Source organism: Parasalinivibrio latis, from assembly GCF_036825535.1.
In the GTDB taxonomy this organism is placed as follows: Bacteria; Pseudomonadota; Gammaproteobacteria; order Enterobacterales; family Vibrionaceae; genus Parasalinivibrio; species Parasalinivibrio latis.
Genome location: NZ_CP098812.1, coordinates 353,109 through 377,531, shown reverse-complemented (window position 1 = coordinate 377,531; position 24,423 = coordinate 353,109). Strand labels below are relative to the sequence as shown.

The window sequence follows — 24,423 nt, the reverse complement described above, 5'->3', positions numbered from 1 at the left end:
TTTGCATCAAACCGGCAATCAATCTTTGAAGCGGGTGATATCTGCACCCAGTTTGCTCAGTTTGTCTTCGATGCGGTCATAACCACGGTCAATGTGGTAAATACGATCAACGATAGTTTCGCCATTGGCGATACAGCCGGCGATAACCAGACTGGCTGATGCGCGCAGGTCAGTTGCCATCACCTGTGCACCGCTGAAACCATCACAGTCCTGACAGATAACCGTGTTACCCTCAATCTCTGCGTGTGCGCCCATGCGCTGAAGTTCAGGCACGTGCATAAAACGGTTTTCAAAAATGGTTTCTGTGATGATACCCGTTCCCTTTGCCACCAGGTTCAGCAGGGTAAACTGTGCCTGCATGTCAGTAGGGAAGCCAGGGTGCGGCGCTGTACGTACATTTACAGCTTTAAGCTCACGGCCGGTCATATCAACTCGAATCCAGTCTTCACCGGTTTCAACTTTCGCACCCGCTTCTTCCAGCTTGGCGAGGACTGCCTCAAGCAATTCAGGTTTGGTGTTACGGCAGGTGATATCTCCGCCGGAAACCGCTGCAGCCACCAGGAAGGTGCCGGTTTCAATGCGGTCTGCAACCACACTGTGGTAGCCGCCGCCCAGACGTTCTACACCTTCGATGGTGATTTTGTCGCTGCCTGCTCCGGAGATCTTCGCACCAAGGGCATTCAGGAAATCAGCGGTATCCACAATTTCCGGCTCACGGGCAGCGTTCTCAATCACAGTTGTGCCTTCAGCCAGTGTCGCTGCGCTCATGATGGTAACAGTCGCACCTACGCTGACTTTGTCCATCACGATATGGGCCCCTTTCAGGCGTCCATCAACAGAAGCTTTGACATAACCCTCTTCAAGAACAATGGTTGCACCAAGTTGCTCTAGGCCATGAATGTGCAGGTCCACAGGGCGGGCACCAATCGCACAGCCACCCGGAAGGGAAACCTGTCCCTGGCCAAAACGGGCAACCAGAGGACCCAAAGCCCAAATAGAGGCACGCATGGTTTTCACCAGATCATAAGGTGCGCAAAACTCGTTTACAGAGCTGGCATCTACATGGACGGAACCATTGCGTTCAACTTTGGCACCCAGGCGCTCCAAAAGCTCCATGGTCGTGTCGATGTCCCGCAATTTAGGGACGTTGGCAACTTCTACAGGTTCTTCAGCAAGCAGCGAAGCAAACAGGATCGGCAAAGCCGCATTTTTGGCTCCGGAAATTTCCACTTCACCGCGAAGTGGCCCGTTGCCCTGAATTCGAAATTTGTGCATTGTGTTCCTCTTAGAGCGGCTGGATAAGCTTCTTATCTCTAGCCCACTCTTCCGGCGTATATGCCTTTATTGACAGCGCATGAATGGCATTGCTCTGGATGTGTTCCATCAGAGGACCATAAATCGCCTGTTGTTTCTTAACCCGGCTCATACCGTCGAAAAGTGCACCAACCACAATCACTTCAAAGTGACTGCCGTCGCCTTTCACATGTACTTCGTCCAGTTCGAGCGCCTGCTCAAGCAAGGCTTTGATTTCATTTACTTCCACAGAACCCCCTCGTTGTTCTGGTCATCCTTGGTAAAAGAGCGTGTCCACATTGCTGAGTTTAAGCAAAGTATTCAGTTGATCAGGCACTTCGGCCCAAATCAACTGATGGTTTTGTTCAGAAGCATAGCGTCTGAGATGAAGCAACATTGCCATGCCGGCAGAATCAATACGTTCCAGCCCAGACAGAGCAACTGTATACGTGGTGCCTTTCGGCAGCCAATTGGCCTTGTCTGACCAAAACGCAGGGACCGTATCGCGATCCAGTACGCCAGTCAGACGATAGTGTGCTTCATCAACGGTTTCGCAGATTACTGGCTGAACAGGTGAGCTACTCACTTTGGCGCCTCTGTTTTTAAAGGCTGCCGGGCAAGCTTTTCCAACTGCTTGGCCACCGGGACGATACCGTTTTTCGCCAGTTCGCCGCTCCACTCACTCTGCTTGGTGTCCAACAGGCTGACGCCTTCTGCTACCATGTCAAACGCATACCATTCACCGGTCTTGCTGTTTTTACGCAGCTTGAATTCCAGGTGAATTGTTGGGCGCGTAGCATCCAGTATATCCACGCCAACAGCAACTACTTTTCGCTTCGGATCGATAGCTTTCGGCTTTTCAATTTCCAGCTTCTGATCTGTGTACTGTGTCATCACCTGCGCATAAGAGGCTACCAGGTAATCCTGGAAAGCTTTCAGGAAAACCTCACGTTCGTTTTCCGTTGAACCGCGCAGGTTGCGCCCGAGCACTTTGTACGCGGCATATTTTACGTTTACGTAGGGAAGCAACTCTTCCTCAACAACCACACGCAACTGTTCCGGATTGGCTTGCAGTTCAGTCTGCTCGCTTTTAATTCGGCTGAATGTGATTTTCGCCACTTCGTTCATCAACTCATAGGGATTTGAGCGATCAACCGCCATCCCATTTGCAGCATGAGCCAAGCCGGTAACCAACAGGCATGATGCAAGAACAAGATGTCTAAGCAATTTCATCATATCGTCCTCACTCTTTATCGCCGACGCTGTAAAGGAACTGGCCGATCATATCTTCCAGTACCATCGCTGAGCGGGTATCTTCAATCATGTCGCCATCCTTGAGCTCATCAATATCTTCATCCATAAAGCCGGGACGGATGCCAATATACTGCTCTCCAAGCAGACCGGCAGTCAGAATAGCGGCTGAACTGGTTTCCGGGAAATGCCCGAACTTACTGTTAATTTGCAGGGTCACTTCCGGGATGTAATCCGGGGATGTCAGGGAGATGTCCGATACCTGCCCGACAACAACGCCCCCGACTTTCACCGGAGACCTGACTTTCAGTCCGCCAATATTATCGAACTGGGCATAGAGACGGTAGGTTTCACCGTTTCCTATACTTTTTACGTCCGCGACCTTAAATACCAACACCAGCAACGCGGCAATCGCAGACAGGACAAATGCCCCAACCCAAAATTCAATTTTCCTTGTTTTCTGCATGGTTAATTTCCAAACATAAGTGCAGTAAGAACAAAATCCAGACCCAACACAGCAAGCGATGAATGGACCACAGTATTGGTTGTTGCGCGGCTGATCCCTTCCGATGTTGGGATACAGTTATAACCGTTAAACAGGGCAATCCAGGTCACGGTAAAGGCAAACACAATGCTCTTCACCATGGAGTTGCCAATATCGTAACCAAGCTCAATGGAAGACTGCATAACGGACCAGTAACTGCCGTAATCAATACCTTTCCAGTCCACACCTACAAGCTGGCCACCCCAAATACCGACGACCATAAAGATAATCGCCAGCAGCGGCATGGAAATTACCCCGGCCCAGAAACGCGGTGCAACAACCCGGCGAAGTGGGTCAACCGCCATCATCTCCATACTGGAAAGCTGTTCGGTGGCCTTCATAAGACCAATCTCTGCCGTCAGCGCAGACCCTGCCCGACCGGCAAACAGCAGGGCGGTTACAACTGGCCCCAGCTCACGCAGCAACGAAAGTGCCACCATCTGGCCAAGGCTTGTCTCTGCACCGAAATCAGACAGAACCAGGTAACCTTGAAGACTCAGCACCATGCCAATAAACAGGCCGGATACCACAATAATCGCCAGTGAGCGCACACCAACCGAGTAAAGCTGGGTCACTAACAATGGGAACATTTTTCGTGGCTGGGGTTTTCCGACCAGGGCCCCGAATAGCATCAGCGTCGCCTTTCCCATGGTGCGTACCATATCCAGGCTGTTGCTGCCGATGCGGGAAATAAAATCAGTCATCATGAGAACAGCTCCTGACGGATGTCCATGGACGGATAACGGAATGGTGCCGGGCCATCAGCCAGACCGGTAAGGAACTGTTTGACTCTCGGGTCGGTGTTCTCGCGAAGCTCATCCGGCGAGCCACTGGCGATAACCTTACCTTCAGCAAGCAGGTAAACATGGTCTGCAATGCTCATCACTTCCGGTACGTCATGGGAGACCACAACAGATGTCAGCCCGAGGGCCTGGCTAAGGTTACGGATCAACTCAACCAGTATCCCCATGGTGACCGGGTCCTGACCAACGAAAGGCTCGTCATACATGATAAGTTCAGGGTCAAGGGCGATAGCTCGCGCCAGTGCCGCCCGCCGGGCCATACCACCGGAAAGCTCACTCGGCATCAGTTGTGATGCCCCCCGTAACCCCACAGCCTCAAGCTTCAGCAGCACCATGGTACGGATGATAGATTCAGGAAGCTTGGTGTGCTCACGAATAGGGAACGCAATGTTGTCGAACACGTTCATGTCGGTAAACAGCGCACCGGACTGGAAAAGCATGCTCATACGCTTTCGAAGCTGGTACAGGCGAGTGCGAGACAGTGACGGGATATTTTCACCGGCAAAAAGGACTTCTCCCTCGTCCGGTTCTATTTGGCCACCAATCAGCCTCAGCAATGTTGTTTTCCCGATGCCGGATGGGCCCATTATCGCCGTGACTTTGCCTTTGGGTACAGTCAGGCTGACTCGGTCAAAGATCTTCCGATCACCCCGGGCAAAGCTCATTTCGTGGATCTCAACCAGGTTTTGTTCAGTCATACCCAAGTAAATACGTTCTCCAACGGGTGATACGGTATTGTTTTCACACTGTTACCAAACCCATGATGATAGAGTTTGCCCTTTCGCAATACAAGAAACTCACTGTCAGGTCGGTAAAAATACGGTCAATTATTACGCTTGCAATTTAAATTAGCTTAATCTAAATTAGATTAAACTTTATCGCGAGGTGAGCTATGTCACGTATAGTCATAATAGGCGGTGTTGCTGGTGGTGCATCTGCTGCAGCCCGGGCCCGTCGCATGAGCGAGTCATCAGAAATCATCATGTTGGAGCGAGGCGAATTCGTTTCGTTTGCAAACTGTGGCCTTCCCTACCATATCTCGGGAGAAATCCCATCCCGCGCCAACCTGGTGCTGCAGACCCCGGAAAGTTTTAAGCGTAGGTTTAATGTCGATGTCCGGGTGATGGAGGAAGTCGTTCAAATCGACCGCCAATCAAAAAGCCTGCGCATTAAACGGCTCGCCGATAACAGTGAGTATGAACTTACTTACGACAAATTGCTCCTCAGCCCCGGTGCTGCGCCAGTCGTTCCTCCTGTACCAGGTTTTACCCTGCCGGGCGTTTTCCAACTGCGTAATATCCCCGATATGGATCGTATCCTTGCCAGTGCAGGGAATGCCCGCCATACCACAGTGATCGGAGGTGGCTTTATCGGCCTGGAGATGGCTGAAGCTTTCCGTCACCGTGGCATCAACACTACGTTGGTCGAAATGGCGCCTCAGGTGATGACCCCCGTCGATCCCGAAATGGCAGAACCCCTTCACCTGGCTTTGAGGGAAAATGGCGTGGATTTGCGTCTCAACACCGCAGTCAACGGCATTGAGCAAACAGAAGGTGGGTTGCTGCTGCAGTTGAGCACCGGTGATACGCTCAGTACGGATTTGGTTATCAGCGCCATAGGCGTGAAACCGGAAACCCGCCTCGCCGTTGATGCAGGCCTCCAAATTGGTTCATTGGGAGGTATAGCGGTTAATGAACGAATGCAAACCAGTGACCCGGATATTTATGCGGTTGGTGATGCGGTGGAAGAAACCTGTTTCGTCACTGGACAGCCAAGCCTGATCCCACTGGCAGGGCCCGCAAACCGCCAGGGGCGCATTGCCGCAGACAACATGCTGGGCGACGAAAAAACCTACCGCCATACCCAGGGTACAGCAGTGTGCCGTGTTTTCGACCAGACCATTGCCAGCACCGGGCTTAACGAGAAACGCCTGAAGCAATTGGGCCAGGATTACCGCAAGGTATACGTTCACCCTAATAACCATGCCGGCTATTTCCCTGGAGCGACGCCGGTATCCATGAAGCTGTTGTTTGATACCAAAGGCAAAATCCTCGGAGCACAGGCAGTGGGTAAAGACGGTGTGGACAAGCGTATTGATGTGATTGCCACCGCCCAGCGCGGAAACCTGACCGTGTTTGACCTGGAGCATCTGGAGCTTACCTACGCACCGCCTTATGGCTCAGCCAAGGATGTGGTTAACCTGGCAGGCTTTGTAGCCGCCAACTGGCTCCGGGGTGACACAGATATCTGCTACCCGGAAGAGGTTGACCTGGCGGGTCCCGGCCAGATTATTGTGGACGTACGAACTCCAGGGGAAAGAGAGAAGCTTGGGTTTGTGGAAGGCAGTGTTTCAATCCCGGTTGACGAACTTCGTGACCGGGCTGATGAACTGCCAAAAGACAAAGAGATCCTCATCGTTTGCCAAGTCGGGCTTCGTGGGCATGTTGCACAGCGGATCCTTGCCCAAATGGGATACAAGGTGCGTAACCTGACCGGCGGTTACAAGACCTGGAAACTGACTCGCTAATCTTCCCCTCTGACCTCTCAAAGCCGCGGCATTGTCGCGGCTTTTCCTTCACTTTTGGCCCAATTACCGTCAGAATTGCCCCCCAAATATCTACGCAATCTTTGTAACAGGAAATACAATGTTAGAAGCCTCCGCACTGCTGGTAATCGGCTTGGCCTTGCTCGTCTGGAGCGCAGACCGGCTGGTTTTCGGTGCAGCCGCAATTGCCCGCAACTATGGAATATCACCGCTGGTAATCGGCATGACCATCCTGGCGATGGGTTCTTCTGCCCCTGAAATGATGGTCTCTGCAACAGCAGCCCTCGCAGGGAAAACGGACACGGCCGTCGGTAACGTTATCGGCTCCAATATTTCTAACATTGCCCTGATTCTCGGCCTGACTGCCATTATCCAGCCTCTCAGCATCAGCTCTGAAGTTCTGCGACGTGAACTGCCGCTGATGCTTGGTGTTACGCTGATTGCAGGCTTCTTGCTTTGGGATAACCACCTTGGCTTCCTGGAAGGTGTCCTGCTGATGGGCCTTTTCGTTATATTCCTGTTGGCCATGCTGAAAATAAGCCGCGATGCCAAGCCCGGTGAAGAGCCCCTTATCGAAGAACATGATGCTGAAATTCCGCAGGGCGTCGCCAATGGCAAAGCCGCTTTCTGGGTTGTCGTGGGCCTTCTGGTACTGTTGTGGTCTGCTGATATGGTCGTGGGTTCAGCTGTTACCATTGCCAAGCATTTCGGAATGAGTGATTTGGTGATTGGGCTGACAATCATCGCAGTAGGAACAAGCCTGCCCGAGCTGGCAGCCTCTGTTGCCGGCGTCCTCAAGGGCGAGGATGATATGGCGGTGGGCAACATAATCGGCTCCAACGTTTTCAACATCCTTGCAGTGATGGGCCTGCCGGGCCTTCTTAACCCATCAGATATCAGCCCGCTCGCCATGCACCGTGACTACTATGTAATGCTGGCTGTCTCTGTTCTCCTGCTGGTGTTCTGTCTGGGCAAAAACCGCCGCATCAACCGTGTTGAAGGCTTAGTGTTGCTTGGCTGTTTCTTTGCCTACCAAGGTTACTTGTTCCTAAACGTTTCAGCCTAAGGGAAGTTCCATGTCTGATTTTGATTTCCGTTCTGCCGCACTTGATGTCATTGCTACAGAGCAGCAGGCAATCAGCCAGCTCAATCAGTATATTGACGACGGCTTTCTTGCTGCATGCCAGCGGATTTTCCACTGCAAAGGCAAAGTCGTTGTTATGGGGATGGGGAAATCCGGCCACATCGGCAATAAAATTGCCGCCACGCTGGCAAGTACCGGCACTCCCGCTTTTTTTGTCCACCCTGGCGAAGCAAGCCATGGTGACCTCGGCATGATCTCCAAAGAAGACGTGGTTCTTGGCATCTCCAACTCCGGAGAAGCAGGGGAAATCCTGACCCTGTTACCTGTCATCAAGCGTCTCGGTATCGACTTCATTGCCATGACGGGTAACCCGGCATCAACCATGGGCCGTCTTGCACAGTTTCATCTGTGTATAAAAGTTCCCCACGAAGCCTGTCCACTGGGTCTGGCCCCTACCTCCAGCACTACCGCAACCCTGGTGATGGGAGATGCGCTTGCAGTGGCGCTGTTGCAGGCTCGGGGGTTTACTGCAGATGATTTTGCCCTGTCCCACCCCGGTGGCGCACTGGGACGTAAACTATTGATGCGTCTTTCTGATGTTATGCACACCGGTGATGCACTTCCTTTGATTGCCAAAGAAGCCACTGTGCGTGATGCACTGATGGAAGTGACGGAAAAAGGGCTTGGCATGACAGCTGTCGTCGACCAGGACGGCACACTGGCCGGAATTTTCACTGACGGCGACCTGCGCCGCCTGCTCGACCAGCGTATCGACATCCACCAAACCACTATTGGGGAAGTCATGTCAGCCAGCCCCGTCACTGCCCAGGCAGACATGCTGGCAGCGGAAGGCCTGAAGATGATGGAAGACCGTAAAATCAATGGACTGTTGGTAAAAGAGGGTGACCGTCTGGTTGGTGCCCTGAACATGCACGACCTGCTTAAAGCCGGGGTAATGTAATGACCACAGATAAAATAGAAACTCTTTATGGTTCAGTAGCACCGGATATTTATTCCCGTGCTGCAGAAATCAAACTGCTCATCTGCGATGTGGATGGCGTCTTCTCTGATGGCCGTATCTATATGGGCAATGATGGGGAGGAACTTAAAGCTTTCCACACCCGCGACGGCTATGGTGCGAAGGCATTGATGAATGCCGGTGTGGAAATTGCCGTTATCACAGGGCGACGCTCACATATTGTCGAGCAGCGAATGAAAGCCCTTGGGGTAAAACACATTTACCAGGGACAAGATGACAAAGAGACGGCTTACCGTGACCTGGCTGGCAAACTCAATATTGAAGCAGCACAGACAGCGTATATCGGTGATGATTTGATTGACTGGGCAGTCATGCAACACATTGGCCTGTCTGTCTGTGTCAATGACGGGCACCCGCTCCTTGCCCGTCGTGCAGACTATGTAACCCATACTCCGGGTGGCTACGGCGCTGTACGTGAAGTATGCGACCTGATTTTGGAAGCACGTGGAGAGCTGGATACACACAAAGGCCTGAGCATATGACGTTTCAACGCCTGGGGATAATATTGCTGCTGGTTGTTACCGGTTATGCCGGTTGGTACCTGCTGCAAAACTATTACCAGTCCGCAGATGTACAGGTTGCACCTGATGGTGAAAAAGCCCTGTTCAGTGCTGAAGGCATCAAAAGTGCAGTGTTCAGCCCTGATGGTAAAATCAGCTACGATGTTACTTCCAGTTTTCTGGAATACTTCGCCAAAATTGACGAAACCCACTTCACCAAACCCGTTGTAATGATCTACGGGGATAATGGGGAACCTGAATGGCGAATCGTATCCAATGCCGCGATTTTGCGAGGCAAACAGGTTCTGGAGATGACAGGGAAGGTGAGAATCTTTAACCTGTTACCCCAAAGCACGGTTGACAGCATTTCTACCGAGTCTGCCACGTTAGAACTGAAGTCCCATGACTTCTGGTCTGATGATGAAACCACCCTAGTGGGCAAAATGGCCTTGATTCGCGGTCAACGCATGAAAGGCAACTATGGCAACCATACCGTAGAACTCTTTGATCAAGTAAAAGGCAGATATGAAGTTCCTGAAGAATAAATCGCTGATCGCATTCCTTGTTGCCACCGTTGCTCTGGCGGTGTCTCCTCTCAGTCACGCTCTGAGCACGGACCAACAGCAGCCAATTTATATCGATTCTGACACCCAGAACCTGGACCTGAACGATAACACTGTTGTTTTTGCAGGGGATGTCCGCTTGACTCAGGGTTCAATCAAGATCAATGCTGACAAGCTGGTTGTCGTTCGCCCGAAAGGCAAAGAAGGCCAGGAAGTCATGATTGCAACGGGTAAACCGGCAACGTTTTCCCAGGTACTGGATGACGGCAAAAAAATTGATGGTGAAGCCGAGTCGCTGCGCTACGACGTGGGCAAACAATTTCTGGAAATGGATCGCAAAGCCGTTCTACTCCAGTCAGGTAACCGCGTGGAAGGCCAGTTGATCACATACAACATCAAAACGCAGAAACTGAGCGCCAAAAGCGCTAATAAGAAAGATCGTGTAACGACGATTTTGCAGCCTAACCAGACCAACAAGTAACAGAGTTCTATGGCCGTTCTAACCGCTAAAAACCTGGCTAAAAGCTACAAGGGACGCAAGGTAGTGTCAGACGTCAGCCTGCGCGTAAAGTCAGGCGAGATTGTTGGCCTGCTGGGGCCAAACGGCGCCGGTAAAACGACATCTTTCTATATGATCGTCGGCCTGGTTGCCCGAGATGAAGGCAGCATTACCATAGATGACAACGACATCAGTATTCAGCCGATGCACAACCGCGCCCGCATGGGTATCGGTTATCTGCCTCAGGAGGCTTCCATCTTCCGCCGCCTGTCGGTTTATGACAACCTGATGGCCGTTTTGCAAACCCGCAGCGATCTCACGCGTGAGCAGCGACAGGACAAAGCAGAAGACTTGCTCGAAGAGTTTAATATTCAGCACATACGTAACAGCAAGGGTATGGCATTATCTGGTGGTGAACGCCGCCGGGTGGAAATTGCCCGGGCACTGGCTGCCAACCCTAAGTTCATCTTGTTGGATGAACCCTTTGCGGGTGTTGACCCTATCTCTGTGATCGATATCAAAAAGATTATTGAGCACCTGCGTGACAGAGGCCTGGGAGTATTGATTACGGACCACAATGTCCGCGAAACTCTGGACGTATGTGAGCATGCTTACATCGTCAGCCAAGGAAAAATGATTGCTCATGGTTCACCGGATGAGATACTGAATGATGAGCACGTGAAACGCGTCTACCTGGGTGACCAGTTCAAGCTATAGTTACAGAAGCGCTTTGTTTTGTGATGTAGCTTCCCGAACGCTCAGTTCAGACAAAATGATAACAAGGGCCACTGGAAAAGTGGCATGCAAGGTACAACTACATAATGAAACCCTCGCTTCAGTTAAAGCTGGGACAACAACTTGCAATGACCCCACAGCTTCAGCAAGCCATTCGCTTGCTGCAGCTTTCTACGCTCGATTTGCAACAGGAAATTCAAGCTGCACTGGAGTCCAATCCGTTACTTGATCAGGATGAATCCTTTGAAGATGAAGCCGATCGCGAACAGGAAAGCGACAGCGAAAAATCCCTTGCAGACAGTCCCTCAGAGCAGGAAGGAAACGACGACTTTGAACCCCTCAGTGCCGACGCCCGGGAAACTTCCGACGCACTGAGCAGCAATGAAATGCCCGATGACCTCCCCGTAGACGCAAGCTGGGACGACGTCTACAGCGCCAACACCGGCAGCACGGGTATCGTAATCGATGATGACCTGCCGGTTTACCAGGGTGAAACCACAGAGACCCTGTATGACTACCTGATGTGGCAGGTACAACTGACCCCATTCACTGAAACAGACCTCGCTATCGCTACCGCCATTATCGATGCGGTTGACGACAAAGGCTACCTGACCTGCTCAGCAGAGGATATCCTGGAAAGCCTAGGGAATGAGGAAGTTGAACTCGACGAGGTAGAAGCAGTACTTAAACGGGTACAGCAGTTTGACCCTCTCGGCGTTGCCTCCCGAAATCTTAAGGAATGCCTGCTAATCCAACTCGCTGCCTATTCACAAGACACTCCCTGGTTAACCGAAGCACGCTCTATCCTCAAAGAACACATGGATCTCCTCGCGAACCGCGACTACCGCCAGCTGATGAAAAATACTAAGCTCAAAGAAGGAGAGCTTACGGCGGTTATGAAATTGATCCATGGCTTGGAGCCTCGCCCAGGCAACCTTATTGTGACCAACGAGGCCGAGTATGTGGTGCCGGATGTGCTGGTGTTCAAAGACCGGGGCAAGTGGCTGGTTTCCATTAACCCGGACAGCGTCCCAAGGTTGAAAGTGAATGAGCAATACGCCTCACTTTCCCGAAGTGCACGCAACCCGTCAGACAGCCAGTTTATCCGCAGCCATCTCCAGGAAGCCAAGTGGCTGATTAAAAGCCTGGAAAGCCGCAATGATACGCTGCTCAAAGTGGCTCGTTGTATTGTAGAGCATCAACGGGATTTCTTTGAGTATGGTGAAGAGGCCATGAAACCCATGGTTCTCAATGACGTGGCAATGGATGTCGACATGCATGAATCGACGATCTCCCGTGTCACGACCCAGAAGTATATGCACACCCCGCGTGGCATCTTTGAGTTGAAATATTTCTTCTCCAGCCACGTCAGCACGGACAATGGAGGAGAGTGTTCTTCGACCGCTATTCGCGCCCTGGTGAAGAAACTTGTCGCCGCAGAAAACCCGAAAAAGCCGCTGAGTGACAGCAAGATTGCGGCCATGTTGGCAGAACAAGGAATTCAGGTAGCCAGACGGACAATCGCGAAGTACCGTGAGTCTTTGGGCATTGCTCCATCCAACCAGCGAAAGCGTCTCATCTAACGGCGCAACAACAGGAGGAAGGTGTTTATGCAAATTAACCTGAGCGGACATCATGTGGAAATCACCGATTCACTTCGGGAATATGTCACCGCCAAGGTCGAAAAGCTACGTCGCTTCTTTGATCACATCAACAATGTCCAGATCGTCCTCAACGTCGAGAAACTCAATCACATTGCAGAAGCCACCCTGCATGTAAACGCCGGAGAGGTGCACGCACGCGCTGACTCCGAAGACATGTATGCCGCCATTGATAAACTGGTTGATAAACTGGCAAGGCAGCTAAACAAACACAAAGACAAACTTAACCATCACTAATCATGCAACTTTCAGACGTATTGAAGCCGGACTGCACCAAGAGTGCAGTCCAGTGCTCAAGTAAAAAACGCGCCCTTGAAATCATTAGCGAGGTTGCAGCCCAAACGCTTGATCAATCTCCTAAGAAGCTGTTTGAGAGCCTGTTGAGCCGGGAAAAAGTCGGCAGTACAGGTATCGGGAACGGTATCGCTATTCCCCACGGGAGAAGCAGCCAAATTGATAAAGCCGTCGCTGTGCTGATCCAGTGCGCTGAACCTATCCAGTTCGACGCCATCGACAACCAGCCGGTTGATCTGCTGTTTGCCCTGTTAGTCCCTGATGAGCAATGCAAGGAACACCTGAAAACCCTTTCACTGATGGCAGAAAAGCTCAGTGACAAACAGGTGCTCAAGAAGCTTAGAAATGCAGGTTCTGATCAGGAACTGTTTGAAATTATGACTCAATAAATTCAAATTGCTCTTGCCATAGCCCGTTACACTTATATAACGGTTACGCTTAAAAGAGCACTGAACCCCGAGTCAGGGAATACAACATAATGATGTTAAAAATAATCAGCGGCCGCTCAGGCTCCGGCAAATCTGTTGCCCTGCGCGTCCTTGAGGATTTGGGTTATTACTGCGTAGATAACCTGCCGGTCGATTTGCTGCCCGCATTCATAGCCGGCCAGCGCACGGAAACCCAGAAAATCGCCGTCAGTATAGATATCCGCAACATGCCGGCTGATCCTCAGGAAATTTCCCTGACCCTGTCCCGCTTGCCCAAGGAGATTGATACCGACATCATCTATCTCGACGCGGACAACAAAGAGCTCATTCGCCGTTTCAGCGAAACCCGTCGCCTGCATCCCCTTTCCCGTAACCAAATGAGCCTTGAACAGGCAGTGCAACAGGAAGCCCTCTTGCTTTCCCCCATTAAGGAAAATGCAGATCTGGTGCTGGATACATCCATCCTTTCTGTGCACGACCTCAGTGAAACAGTCCGGGCCCGTGTGTTAGGGAGAAAAAGCCGCGAGCTGGTCATGGTGTTTGAATCTTTCGGCTTCAAGCATGGCTTGCCGACAGATGCAGACTATGTCTATGACGTCCGTTTTTTACCCAATCCCCACTGGGATCCGACGCTTAGGCCTCAAACCGGCCTGGATGAACCGGTGAAAGTCTTCTTGGCGTCACAGCCGGAAGTCGGCCAACTGATCAGCCAGCTGACCCATTTCTTTGAATATTGGCTCCCTTCACTGGAAACCAATAACCGCGCTTACCTGACCATCGCCATTGGCTGTACCGGCGGACAACACCGTTCGGTATATATCGCCCAGTTGCTTCATGACTATTTCCGGGCCAAGGGTCACCAGGTCCAGATTCGCCACCGCACTTTGGAGTTAGGGCTGTGAGTCTGGCATCCAAGAAGATTTTTATCCGTAACCGTCTTGGGCTGCATGCGCGGGCAGCGATGAAATTGGTCGAGCTGGCGCAGAGTTTCAAATCAGTCATCACCATCAGTAACGATGAAAAATCTGCCACGGCTGATGGTGTTATGGGCCTCCTGATGCTCGAGTCAGCCCAAGGGCAGGAGATCACTGTCAGTGCAGACGGTATCGATGCGAATGAGGCATTGGATGCTGTTTCAGCCCTGATTGAAGCGGGATTTGACGAAGAAAACTGATTTTATCCCTTCCATTAAACGCTCCGCAGCTAAGACCTCCACGATTAAAAATTGAGGTTAAGCAAATGCGCTGCGACAGACGCTGCCGTTTACGTTAAAATTCATGCCATTGCGCATGACTATTAAGAGGCCAGGTCGCATGGCAGAAAATATCGACCAGGATCTAACCCATCAAACGCTACAGGAAGTCAGCAAAGCCCTCGAAAACGGGATGTTCGTCCGTGTCCGTCGCATTCTGCAGGATATGGAACCGGAAGACATCGCACACCTCCTCGAAGCTTCCCCGCCCAAAGGCCGCCAGGTTCTTTGGCAACTGACCGATCCTGAACTTCATGGTGAGATCCTTGAAGACCTCTCGGAAGACGTCAAAGACGGCATCATGGCGCAAATGGATGCCGAAGAGGTTGCTGCCGCCACAGAAGGTATGGACACCGATGATGTGGTGTACCTGCTGCGTAACCTGCCGGAAAATGTCTCCCAGGATGTTCTCCAGCAGATGGATGAAGCCGACCGGACCCGGGTAGAGCAGGCGCTTTCATACCCGGAGGAAACAGCCGGCGGTATTATGAATACCGACTTCATCACTATCCGGGAAGACGTCACTATCGACGTGGTGTTGCGCTACCTGCGTATGAAAGCAGAACTGCCGGAAGCCACCGACTCCCTGTATGTTATTGATGAAAATGGCGTGCTGATCGGCTACCTGCCACTGACTATCCTCCTCACTTCCCAGCCGGACACTGAAGTGGCTGAAGTGATGGAAGAGGCGGATGAGCCAATCCCGGTTGCCATGGATGAAAGTGAAGTTGCCAACCTGTTTGAGCGCCGCGACTGGGTATCAGCCCCTGTTGTTGACGAAAGCAACCGCCTTGTCGGCCGTATCACCATCGATGACGTGGTGGACATCATCCGTGAAGATGCCGAGCACTCAATGATGAGTATGGCGGGTATGGATGATGAGGAAGACACCTTCGCACCTGTAGTTAAATCTGCACGCCGACGCAGCATCTGGCTCGGTGCCAATGTCCTTGCCGCCCTCGCCGCCGCTTCTGTGTCAAACATGTTTGAGGGTACGCTGGACAAAATGGCAGCCATCGCGGTTTTGATGACCATCGTACCTTCAATGGGCGGTGTAGCCGGGAACCAGACTGTTGCCCTGGTTATCCGCGGTCTGGCAGTGGGTCACATCGGTGACTCCAACACCCGCTGGTTGCTTGCCAAAGAAGCCGCAGTCGGTGTGCTGAACGGCCTGCTGTGGGCACTGATTATCGGTGGTGTGGTTGTTGTCTGGAAAGGAAACTGGATGCTGGGCGGCATTATCGCGGCTGCCATGCTGACCAACCTGATTGTAGCGGGCATTGCCGGGGTATCTATCCCAATTATCCTGAAAAAACTCAAGATTGACCCCGCACTTGCCGGTGGTATGGCTCTGACTACCGTCACCGACGTGGTCGGCCTGTCAGTCTTCCTTGGCCTTGCCACCCTGCTTATCAACTAAGTGTGGCGTTTGGGGAAGAAAACCAGATACAAAAAAAGCGGATGATTCGTCATCCGCTTTTTTTCTTGTCGAACCCGCCCTGTTACTGACCGGCAATCTTCATTTTTTCAATCAGTACCGAACCGGTCTGGATTTGGCTGCGAAGCTCAGTATCCGTGCCGACGGCAACTATCTGCTGGTACATATCAGCAAGGTTGCCGGCGATGGTAATTTCACTAACCGGGAACTGGATTTTGCCGTTCTCAACCCAGAAACCAGCCGCACCACGAGAGTAGTCACCCGTTACGGTATTCACACCCTGGCCCATCAGTTCAGTGACGATCAGGCCGCGATCCATCTGGGAAAGCAGGGTATCAAAGTCCTGACCGGTATTTTGTACCTGCCAGTTGTGGATTCCGCCAGCATGGCCGGTTGGGGTCATATTCAGCTTGCGTGCCGCATAGGAAGGCAGCAGATAGGTCTGCAATACGCCATTTTCAATAATCTGCATATCGCGGGTAATGACACCTTCGCTGTCAAAAGGCGTACTGGCCAGCCCTTTTTTAAGGTGCGGATGCTCACTGATATTGAGCCATTCCGGCAGGATGCGTTCACCGAGTTTATCGAGCAGGAATGAGGATTTGCGGTAGAGGTTGCCACCACTGATACCCATCACCAGGTGACCGAACAGGCCGGTTGCCACATCAGCGAGGAATAACACCGGGGCTTCGCGGGTATCCAGCCTTTGCGGATCCATGCGGCTCAGCGTCCGGCGTGCAGCCTCGGAGCCCACCTTTTCCGGTGTCCACATATCGGCTTTGTCACGGCCCAGGGTATAGCTGTAGTCACGCTCCATCCCGGCATCTGTTTCCGCAATCACGCTGCAGCTGATGCTGTGTCGGCTTGATGCATAGCTGCCCAGCATACCGTGGCTGTTACCGTAAACTCGCACTCCGTAATGGCTGTCATAACCTGCGCCATCACTGTTACGGATCCGGCTGTCATATTCCAGTGCCGCTTTTTCCGCAGCAATCGCCTGCTCCGCCGCATAATCCGGGTCTGGTTCATCCGGGTGGAAAAGATCCAAGTCCGGGTACTCAAACGCCATCAGCTCTTTGGGTGCAGGACCAGCAAAAGGATCCTCAGAGGTATAGCGGGCAATATCCAAGGCAGCTTCAACAGTCTGGGTGATGGCTTTCTCACTCAGGTCCGTGGTCGATGCACTGCCTTTGCGCTGCCCCCGGTACACCGTAATACCCAGGGCACCATCACTGTTAAATTCTACATTTTCTACCTCACCCATGCGGGTGGAAACACTGAGGCCGGTAGATTTGGTAATTGCCACTTCTGCGGCATCTGCTTTCTTGGCTGCCAGTTCCAAAGCCCGGCTAACTGCCGCTTCCAGCTCTTGCTGCTGCACGGCTACACGCTGTTTGAGATCCATACCGTCACTTACTGTTAAGTCTCTAAGCCTAAGTCTGCATTAAGGATAACATCGCACCGGCTAAATGTAGCCATGCAATTCCTTTCATCGTAATGGTCTGTGATACCCATTGGATTGATTCATTGGGCTGAGGTGACGCAGGAGAAATGAATGATTTCAACCAGTCAGGATAATCAGGGAATGAATCCGATTGGGATGATATACAACAGCACATGAAACGCTCAGGGTTTATGCTAGAATCAGCGCCATTGCAAAACCAGAAGCTGAGAGCGCCACTATGAGCCGTAAGAACAAGCGTGAGCCTTGGGAAGAAGAAGAGGAAATCATCTGGGTCACCAAATCCGAGATGAAACGCGATATGACCGCCCTGCAAGAGTTGGGCGAAGAGCTGGTTGAACTGAAACCGGCTGTATTGGAGAAATTTCCTCTCGACGACGACCTGCGCACTGCGATTAAAGACGCCCAGCGTTTTAAAAACGAGGCGCGCCGCCGCCAGTTGCAGTTTATCGGCAAACTGATGCGCAACCGCGATCCGGAGCCTATCCAGGCCGCACTGGACAAACTGCGCAACAAGCATGCCCAGGCAACCATTGCCTTGCAGAAGCTGGAAGTTCTGCGTGATCGCATTGTTGAAGAAGGTGACAAGGCTATCAATGATGCCATGAACCTTTACCCTAATGCTGACCGCCAGCGCCTGCGCACCCTTGCCCGCCAGGCAGCAAAAGAAAAAGCCGGTAACAAGCCACCAAAAGCTTACCGTGAAATTTTCCAGATCCTGAAAGCTGAGATGGAAAGCGAAGACTGATTTACGTCTTACTTATATGAAAAACCGGGGAATTCCCCGGTTTTTCTGTATTTACACCCTGAGTTTACTGGGTTCCACCCACGGTGATGGCATCGATTTTCAAGGTTGGCTGGCCAACACCCACCGGCACACTCTGCCCGGCCTTGCCACACACGCCGACACCTCGGTCGATTTGCAGATCATTACCGACCATGGAAACCTGCTGCATCGCTTCAATACCGCTGCCAATCAGGGTTGCTCCCTTAATGGGGGTTGTCACTTTGCCATCTTCAATCAGGTAGGCTTCTGATGCAGAAAAGACAAATTTACCGGAGGTGATATCCACCTGGCCGCCGCCAAAGTTAGGCGCGTAAATGCCCTTCTCAACGGTGGCAATAATTTGTTCCGGTGTATGCTCACCCGGCAGCATGTAGGTATTGGTCATACGCGGCATCGGCAAGTGGGCATATGACTCACGTCGGCCGTTACCGGTTGGCTCTACACCCATCAGGCGGGCATTCAGTTTGTCCTGCATGTAACCTTTCAGCACACCGTTTTCAATCAGTACATTGTACTGGCCCGGTACACCTTCATCATCAATATTCATGGAGCCCCGGCGACCAGCCAGCGTACCGTCATCCACGATGGTACACAGCGGTGACGTTACCTGTTGTCCAACCTGCCCGGTGAACACTGATGATTCCTTACGGTTAAAGTCACCTTCTAGGCCATGGCCCAGTGCTTCGTGCAGCAAGACACCCGGCCAGCCAGCACCCAGTACAACTGGCATGGTACCGGCAGGGGCTGCCTCGGCGCGAAGGTTAACCAGCGCCTGGCGCACCGCTTCATCGGCAAAATGCAGGGCTACCGTTTTGCCGTCCTGCTCAACAAGGAACTGCTCATAACCGTAACGGCCACCACCACCGGCGCTTCCTCGTTCACGGCGGCCATCCTGTTCGGCCAGCACACTTACTGACAGTCGGACCAGCGGGCGTACATCCGCTGCGAAGGTGCCGTCAGTTGCAGCAACCAGTACCTGTTCATAAAGGCCGGTAATGCTGACTGAAACTTCTTTTACCAAAGGCTCTTTGGCACGGATATAAGCATCAATTTCTTTCAGGAGTGCGATTTTTTCTTCTTTGCTCAATGAGCTCAGCGGATCGCATGGCGCATAGATTTCCGGATAACTGGCTGACCGGAAAGCACTGACTTTGCCGTTTCCGCCTTTAGGGGCAATACCGCGTGCGGCGGTGGCGCTTTGCCACAGTGCATCACCGTTGATTTGATCCGAGTAGGCAAACCCGGTTTTTTCACCACTGACCGCACGGACACCAACACCTCGGTCGATGTTGAATGAACCGTCTTTGATAATGCTGTCTTCCAGCACCAGGGTTTCATGCCAGCATGACTGGAAGAAAATATCTCCGTAGTCGATTTGACGGTCAGCCAGGTGGGCCAGGGTCTGCTCGAGCTTATCCCTGCTGACTCCGTTTTGGAGCAGCATACTCTGTTCTACTAGTTCTAAATTCATTCACCGCGCTCTGGTTGCTGGAGATTCTGCAGCCATTATACGACTTTGAGCGTTGTCGTCAGCCTCGCATGACGTGAAACCGGCATCTTATCGCGGATTGCATCTTCGACACCGAGATCAACATTGGCAACCAGACCGCCGGGTTGCTCTCCCAAACGGCACACCACCTGGCCCCAAGGGTCAATGATCATCGAATGGCCCCAGGTCTCCCGGTTGTGGGTGTGGCTGCCTGTCTGGGCGGCGGCAAGGATCCAGCACTGGGTCTCAATGGCACGTGCTCTGAGCAAGACCTCCCAGTGTGCCTGGCCGGTTACCTTGGTAAAGGCTGCTGGCACCACAATAACCTGTGAACCTTCATCGGCAAGGGCATTGTAAAGTGGCGGGAAGCGGACATCGTAGCAGATGGACAGACCCAATGTGCCGAACGGGGAATCCACCACCGAGATACGTTCGCCGCCACGAAATGTATCTGACTCACGGTAGCTTTTATGCTGGTCCGCGATATCAACATCAAACATATGGAGTTTGTCGTAGGAGCCACGAAGATGACCGGCAGCGTCGTAAACCAGGCAGGTGGAAAACAACGATCCCGTGTTGTCATTGCGAATAGGGAAGGATCCGATCACCAGCCAGATTCCGAGCTCATACGCGAGCTCGGAAAATTTCTGTTGCCACGGTCCGTGTCCAAGCACTTCAGCGTGCTGGAGGTAGTCTTCCTTGCTGCCAAACACCAGGCTGTTTTCCGGTGTCAGCACCAGGCGTGCACCTTGTTGATGGAGGGTTCGTACCCGGGCAGACAGATCCACAAAATTCTGGACCGGATCCGCACCGGAATTAAGCTGTACAACTCCCATTTTTGTCATAGCGCACTACTCCTTGTTTTTGCCCTCCCGGCGCAGGCGCTTGGCATCCTGTTCCGACAAGGTGACTTCTGCTTTACGCCTCGAAACTTCCTTTACCTCAGGCGCATCAATTGGGCCAGTTACCTGATAATGAATTTGTGTGAAGGCATCAACAACCGGAGAGATCACCGTAGTGATTGCCAACACATACAATGCCGTTTGCGGGGTGACCGCAAACGCGGTTAAAACCGGAATACCCGACATCAGGTCAGGGACAAATACGACGGCGGCGTTTACCTGGTTGTCTGCCAGATCAGCTTCACCTTTGATAGTCATCTTGCCCGCAAGGGAATCCATATGGATATCTTCGCTGATGAAGATACCGTTTTCTATCCGACCTTTAGCGACTATTTCATCAAATGCCAGGCCATCTTCAAACACACCTGAAAAATCAAGCTGCATTTTACGGACAATGGAGCTGAGGCTGAAAAGGCCGAGAAGCTTACCAGCACCGCCTACTCCACTTACGTAACCTTTATTGAGCTCAGATGCGAGGCTGCCATTAAGGGTTGCCAGCACCGGTTGCCAGGGCACACCATCGTAACGCAATGAACCACGGGTCGAAAATGCAGCTTCCTGGATACCGCCAGTCACTCCAAAGCGGCCCATCAGGTCGCTGCTATTCTTCCCTTTAATATCAAAGTTTAATACGGTTTTAGAGGTTTCGCCCGGCAACACTTTCCAATAGCCTTTCATCTGGGCCCGGGTATCTCCGCTCCCAACGGTCAGATCTTCCAGATCAAGGGTATCCCTGTCTTTTTGCAATCGGGCAGCGACCCGACCCAGTCTGTACCCCTGCAGCCACATATCGGAGATGTGGAGGTCTGTTGCCGGTATCGCATCAAACAATGCCCGGTTTTCAGGGCTTAGGCGGGCACTGTATGCAGAAGGCTTATCTCCATCCTGGGCAGGTTTATCTTCCTCTTCCGGGATGTTGAGGTAGAGGCTTTCGAGGCTTACTGTAAGCAGGGAGCCCGGGTGCCAGAGTGCTTCTCCGTTAATCTCCTCACTGCCGACAAGCACATGCCAGCCATCTTTTTTCTCTCTGGCAGCGAGGGAAACATTGTGCCAATCCAACCCGGCGAGTTTCACCGTGTCAGACTTCACATTCACCCTGGTGGGCTCAGGCAAAACAGGCATCTTGGAGGTATCAAATTTCACTGACTCTTTGTGTGCCTGATGCTTCTGTAAAAATGACAGCCAATCGTCAGCATTAAATGCCTCTTTCTCAATGGTCACCGAATGCCCGGTCAGTACCGTGGTTGGCGGCTCCTCACCACCTAACTGCAACCGGCTTGCTTCAATAACCGGGATATCCGGAGACAGCGACACATCCACCTGGTAGGTAGTATCGAGCAGGTGCGCCTCACCCACCAACCGCTCACCGTCCCCACGGACTTCTACCACGCCCTGAGCTTTTACCCCGGCCGGCTTGCCAAGCGGTGCTGGCAGTGAGGATGAAATGGCATCCAGCGAAGTATCCAGCCTGGCCTGGTAATGGAACCCGACATCTTTTAATGACAACCCGACATCAAGTTGCCACGGTGCCCGGCCCTCGACCTCCCCTGCATTGGGCAAACCAATGGCAGCCTTTAGCTTGTTGGCATCCCAGTTACCGTCCATGTTGAGGTCAACCAGGTAACCGCTGGTTTCACTCTCACCGGTGAACCCAAAGTTTACCGCTTGGTTCCAAAGCACTCCGCTCAGGTCTCCGGCACTGAGTATATCGTTCCGAAAATCCAGGGTTCCCCCGACGTTCGTCAACGTAACGCTCGGTGCCTCAACATTGATGGTATTGCCCTTGAACTGCACAGTACCACGCGCATCAACATCGGCCCCGCTAAGCGGAATGGTCAGTTTGAAGTGGGACGAGACCTGATTTTGGACCTGCACATGGGTAAGGGCAGCACCGACAGAGTCCACCAGCGGGGTTGCCAGCATATAGTCACGCACAGCCTCCCCATCAGCACTCACTTTTACATCCAGCAGAAGGTTTCCATTACTAGTCAGGCGGTCAATCTGCCCGCTTACCACGCCATTGGATATATCCATAAGATCGACCCGGCTGGCATTGATGTGCATCGCCTCACCATCAAACAGCAGGTCAATATCAGTATTGGTCAGTGGAGGCCAGGCGGTGTCAAAACTGAACTTGGTTCTCCGAAGCGGCACCCATGCCTGGAATACACCGTTGTTTTCGTTGTAAGGAAAATCTGCCAGCTCACCGTACCACAGCAGTTTGGCACCCTGGGCATTTCCGCCCTGGATGGCAGCAGAAAGGTAGTCTGTCAGCTCCTGCCCCAACGCCAGCGTTGGCAGGTAACGCCAGGTCTGCCCGGCACGTGCGATATCGATATCGCCGTAAATAGCCAGAAGCGGCGATTGCCCTTGGGGCATATCAAGGCGGAACGCGCCATCCACAGCAAGATCCGGAGAAACCACATGCACCTTGTCCGCCCACAGGTGCCATCCCTTGTCATCACCCAGCCAGTAAGCGCTGACTTCGCCTTTTTTCACCGGCAACGGCGCCTGGAAAAATTCCCCATACGGAAGTTCATCATCCTGCATGGTAAATGTTGCGTGGCCTTTTAATCCCTGCCCGGCAATATCTGCGTTGAGTTTGTGGGCCTCTGGCAGGTAACTCCAGTGATTGAAACCACCATTTTCCAGACGGAATGAATAGGCTGGAAGAGTCTCTCCTGCCCCGGAAACACGGATATCCTTAATAAGGCCCTGAGGGTTGAGCGCCTTTACGACATGCTCAACCTTACCTTCAGCATCAAGCAGGCTGACAAGGGGGCGAAGACTGGGAATAGACAGTTCGCTGATATTTAGTTTCCAGCGCTTGGGCTGCCATTGGGCATGAACAGCAATGGTCGGCCAGGCCTCTCCATTGGTTTCCAGGGCCAAGGCTTCCGTATCAAGGCGCCAACTGCCCTCAGCAACAGGGGTAAGCAACAATGTTCCGCCTTTTATGGAAACCTGCTGCTCCTTACCCTTTAGACGCCACTGAAGGAAACTGTCACTGGCATTTAACTGCGCGAAAGCTAGCTTCCCGGCTTTAAGTTTCAACCAAGCCTTGAATGATGCGCGGCCCTTTTCAATGTCATGCCGGGTAGTGAGGTTCTTTTCAAGCCACGGACGGACAGAGATATCCTCTGCATCGATATAAATACGCCCGTCAGCATCTTTGAGCCCTCGAACGGAGAGAAAATCCGCTTGTACTTTCAGTGCGTTAAAGCTGGTGCCACGAAGACTCAATACACCCTGGGCCTGGTGCCGGGCTCCCCTGTTTTTCCACTTCAGCTCGCGGATATCAATGGTGCGCACTTCTCCGGATGGGGCCAGCATCCTGACTGTGGAATTTTCCAGTGAAAAATGGCTGAGGGTGGAGAGAAACAGGTTTTCAAGCCTGGTGGCAGCCATGGCTGGTTTCAGTTGAGGCTGGCTTGCTGCCGGAGGCTTTTCAGAATCCGGAGCCGGTAAGAACTGGGTCGTGTCGACGTATAGCCCGGAGATGGATAGGTCTTCCAGGACTGGCTCCATCTGGAGGATACTTTTCAGGAGGTCCAGTTCAACCCGTGAAGATTCAACTCTTGCTACCGGGGCATCATTCTCAGCCGGGTCCCTGACCACCAGGTTTTGCAGGGTGATAACAGGGCCACTGTTTCGCCAGCGGCCCTTGATAGCAGTGAAATCCAGGTTAAACCCGGTTTCACGGCTCAGGTAGGTTTCAATCTGGCTGTGGTAGCTGTCCAGATCAGGCAGTAAAATTCTCAGCCCGGTCAAAGCCAGGGCAACAATTACCAGTAAACTGATACATAGCCATAAAATAGCCCTGACTACATGGACTGAGATTCGTTTATACAACG

At 52.4% G+C, this 24,423-nt stretch carries 25 protein-coding genes; 14 read left to right on the top strand and 11 right to left on the bottom strand.

The genetic code is table 11. The features are described 5' to 3' along the window. Positions 1 to 18: 18 nt before the first annotated feature. The 7 genes from murA to mlaF are packed head-to-tail and all read right to left on the bottom strand — an operon-like array spanning position 19 to position 4,589. Positions 19 to 1,275: a UDP-N-acetylglucosamine 1-carboxyvinyltransferase gene (gene murA / locus NF212_RS01920; RefSeq protein WP_434358343.1), complete on the bottom strand. Its 1,257-nt coding sequence runs from the start codon at positions 1,273 to 1,275 to the stop codon at positions 19 to 21. Positions 1,276 to 1,285: 10 nt separating this feature from the next. Then, positions 1,286 to 1,543 (bottom strand): BolA family iron metabolism protein IbaG, encoded by a 258-nt coding sequence (gene ibaG, locus NF212_RS01915; protein ID WP_054673903.1) that lies wholly within the window; start codon positions 1,541 to 1,543, stop codon positions 1,286 to 1,288. A gap of 21 nt (positions 1,544 to 1,564) precedes the next feature. Further along, positions 1,565 to 1,879: an STAS domain-containing protein gene (locus NF212_RS01910; protein ID WP_434358340.1), complete on the bottom strand. Its 315-nt coding sequence runs from the start codon at positions 1,877 to 1,879 to the stop codon at positions 1,565 to 1,567. Continuing rightward, positions 1,876 to 2,526 carry a phospholipid-binding protein MlaC gene (mlaC, locus tag NF212_RS01905; protein ID WP_434360811.1) on the bottom strand — a complete coding sequence of 217 codons (651 nt, stop codon included), beginning with the start codon at positions 2,524 to 2,526 and terminating at the stop codon, positions 1,876 to 1,878. Before mlaC ends, NF212_RS01910 begins: the two co-directional genes overlap by 4 nt. Before the next feature lie 10 nt (positions 2,527 to 2,536). Next, positions 2,537 to 3,010: an outer membrane lipid asymmetry maintenance protein MlaD gene (gene mlaD, locus NF212_RS01900; RefSeq protein WP_434358338.1), complete on the bottom strand. Its 474-nt coding sequence runs from the start codon at positions 3,008 to 3,010 to the stop codon at positions 2,537 to 2,539. Positions 3,011 to 3,012: 2 nt separating this feature from the next. Next, positions 3,013 to 3,795, bottom strand: a complete 783-nt coding sequence (gene mlaE / locus NF212_RS01895; RefSeq protein WP_434358336.1) for a lipid asymmetry maintenance ABC transporter permease subunit MlaE — start codon at positions 3,793 to 3,795, stop codon at positions 3,013 to 3,015. Further along, entirely contained in the window at positions 3,792 to 4,589 is a 798-nt protein-coding gene (mlaF, locus tag NF212_RS01890) for a phospholipid ABC transporter ATP-binding protein MlaF (RefSeq protein ID WP_434358334.1), read from the bottom strand. Before mlaF ends, mlaE begins: the two co-directional genes overlap by 4 nt. Before the next feature lie 194 nt (positions 4,590 to 4,783). Here mlaF and NF212_RS01885 point away from each other — a divergent pair, with 194 nt between their 5' ends. From NF212_RS01885 to mgtE, 13 genes are all read left to right on the top strand, one after another. Next, entirely contained in the window at positions 4,784 to 6,418 is a 1,635-nt protein-coding gene (locus NF212_RS01885; protein WP_434358332.1) for an FAD-dependent oxidoreductase, read from the top strand. A 118-nt stretch (positions 6,419 to 6,536) separates the two neighbouring features. Continuing rightward, entirely contained in the window at positions 6,537 to 7,502 is a 966-nt protein-coding gene (locus NF212_RS01880; protein ID WP_434358330.1) for a calcium/sodium antiporter, read from the top strand. A 10-nt stretch (positions 7,503 to 7,512) separates the two neighbouring features. After that, positions 7,513 to 8,481, top strand: coding sequence for an arabinose-5-phosphate isomerase KdsD (gene kdsD / locus NF212_RS01875; protein WP_434358328.1), 969 nt, complete (start codon positions 7,513 to 7,515; stop codon positions 8,479 to 8,481). Beyond that, complete coding sequence (gene kdsC, locus NF212_RS01870; protein ID WP_434358326.1) at positions 8,481 to 9,041, top strand: 3-deoxy-manno-octulosonate-8-phosphatase KdsC; 561 nt, start codon at positions 8,481 to 8,483, stop codon at positions 9,039 to 9,041. Before kdsD ends, kdsC begins: the two co-directional genes overlap by 1 nt. Continuing rightward, positions 9,038 to 9,604 carry an LPS export ABC transporter periplasmic protein LptC gene (lptC, locus tag NF212_RS01865; protein WP_434358324.1) on the top strand — a complete coding sequence of 189 codons (567 nt, stop codon included), beginning with the start codon at positions 9,038 to 9,040 and terminating at the stop codon, positions 9,602 to 9,604. Before kdsC ends, lptC begins: the two co-directional genes overlap by 4 nt. Next, a complete protein-coding gene (gene lptA, locus NF212_RS01860) occupies positions 9,585 to 10,103 on the top strand; it encodes a lipopolysaccharide transport periplasmic protein LptA (protein WP_434358322.1) in 519 nt (172 codons plus the stop codon). The genes lptC and lptA overlap by 20 nt, the downstream gene beginning before the upstream one ends. A 9-nt stretch (positions 10,104 to 10,112) precedes the next feature. Next, positions 10,113 to 10,838, top strand: coding sequence for an LPS export ABC transporter ATP-binding protein (lptB, locus tag NF212_RS01855; protein WP_434358320.1), 726 nt, complete (start codon positions 10,113 to 10,115; stop codon positions 10,836 to 10,838). A 104-nt stretch (positions 10,839 to 10,942) separates the two neighbouring features. Further along, positions 10,943 to 12,439 (top strand): RNA polymerase factor sigma-54, encoded by a 1,497-nt coding sequence (locus NF212_RS01850; protein ID WP_434358318.1) that lies wholly within the window; start codon positions 10,943 to 10,945, stop codon positions 12,437 to 12,439. Between the two features lie 27 nt (positions 12,440 to 12,466). Further along, the gene (gene hpf, locus NF212_RS01845) at positions 12,467 to 12,754 is read left to right on the top strand and encodes a ribosome hibernation promoting factor (RefSeq protein ID WP_434358316.1); all 288 of its coding nucleotides are present in this window, start codon (positions 12,467 to 12,469) and stop codon (positions 12,752 to 12,754) included. 2 nt (positions 12,755 to 12,756) lie between these two features. After that, positions 12,757 to 13,200 (top strand): PTS IIA-like nitrogen regulatory protein PtsN, encoded by a 444-nt coding sequence (gene ptsN, locus NF212_RS01840; protein WP_434358314.1) that lies wholly within the window; start codon positions 12,757 to 12,759, stop codon positions 13,198 to 13,200. An 89-nt stretch (positions 13,201 to 13,289) separates the two neighbouring features. Then, positions 13,290 to 14,141, top strand: coding sequence for an RNase adapter RapZ (gene rapZ / locus NF212_RS01835; RefSeq protein WP_434358312.1), 852 nt, complete (start codon positions 13,290 to 13,292; stop codon positions 14,139 to 14,141). After that, entirely contained in the window at positions 14,138 to 14,413 is a 276-nt protein-coding gene (locus NF212_RS01830; protein WP_434358310.1) for an HPr family phosphocarrier protein, read from the top strand. The genes rapZ and NF212_RS01830 overlap by 4 nt, the downstream gene beginning before the upstream one ends. 139 nt (positions 14,414 to 14,552) lie before the next feature. Further along, on the top strand, positions 14,553 to 15,911 hold the full coding sequence (mgtE, locus tag NF212_RS01825) for a magnesium transporter (protein WP_434358308.1): 1,359 nt from the start codon (positions 14,553 to 14,555) through the stop codon (positions 15,909 to 15,911). Between the two features lie 82 nt (positions 15,912 to 15,993). On the opposite strand, the gene pmbA is transcribed toward mgtE, so the two are convergent. Next, a complete protein-coding gene (gene pmbA / locus NF212_RS01820) occupies positions 15,994 to 17,334 on the bottom strand; it encodes a metalloprotease PmbA (protein WP_434358306.1) in 1,341 nt (446 codons plus the stop codon). 277 nt (positions 17,335 to 17,611) lie between these two features. On the opposite strand from pmbA, the gene yjgA reads away from it, so the two are divergent. Continuing rightward, a complete protein-coding gene (gene yjgA / locus NF212_RS01815) occupies positions 17,612 to 18,139 on the top strand; it encodes a ribosome biogenesis factor YjgA (protein WP_434358304.1) in 528 nt (175 codons plus the stop codon). A 64-nt stretch (positions 18,140 to 18,203) separates the two neighbouring features. Here the strand turns inward: yjgA and tldD are convergent, their stop codons facing one another. From tldD to NF212_RS01800, 3 genes are all read right to left on the bottom strand, one after another. Continuing rightward, a complete protein-coding gene (gene tldD / locus NF212_RS01810; protein ID WP_434360810.1) occupies positions 18,204 to 19,622 on the bottom strand; it encodes a metalloprotease TldD in 1,419 nt (472 codons plus the stop codon). 62 nt (positions 19,623 to 19,684) lie between these two features. Continuing rightward, the gene (locus tag NF212_RS01805) at positions 19,685 to 20,512 is read right to left on the bottom strand and encodes a carbon-nitrogen hydrolase family protein (RefSeq protein ID WP_434358302.1); all 828 of its coding nucleotides are present in this window, start codon (positions 20,510 to 20,512) and stop codon (positions 19,685 to 19,687) included. A 6-nt stretch (positions 20,513 to 20,518) separates the two neighbouring features. Beyond that, positions 20,519 to 24,421, bottom strand: a complete 3,903-nt coding sequence (locus NF212_RS01800) for a YhdP family protein (protein WP_434358300.1) — start codon at positions 24,419 to 24,421, stop codon at positions 20,519 to 20,521. Between the last annotated feature and the right edge of the window lie 2 nt (positions 24,422 to 24,423).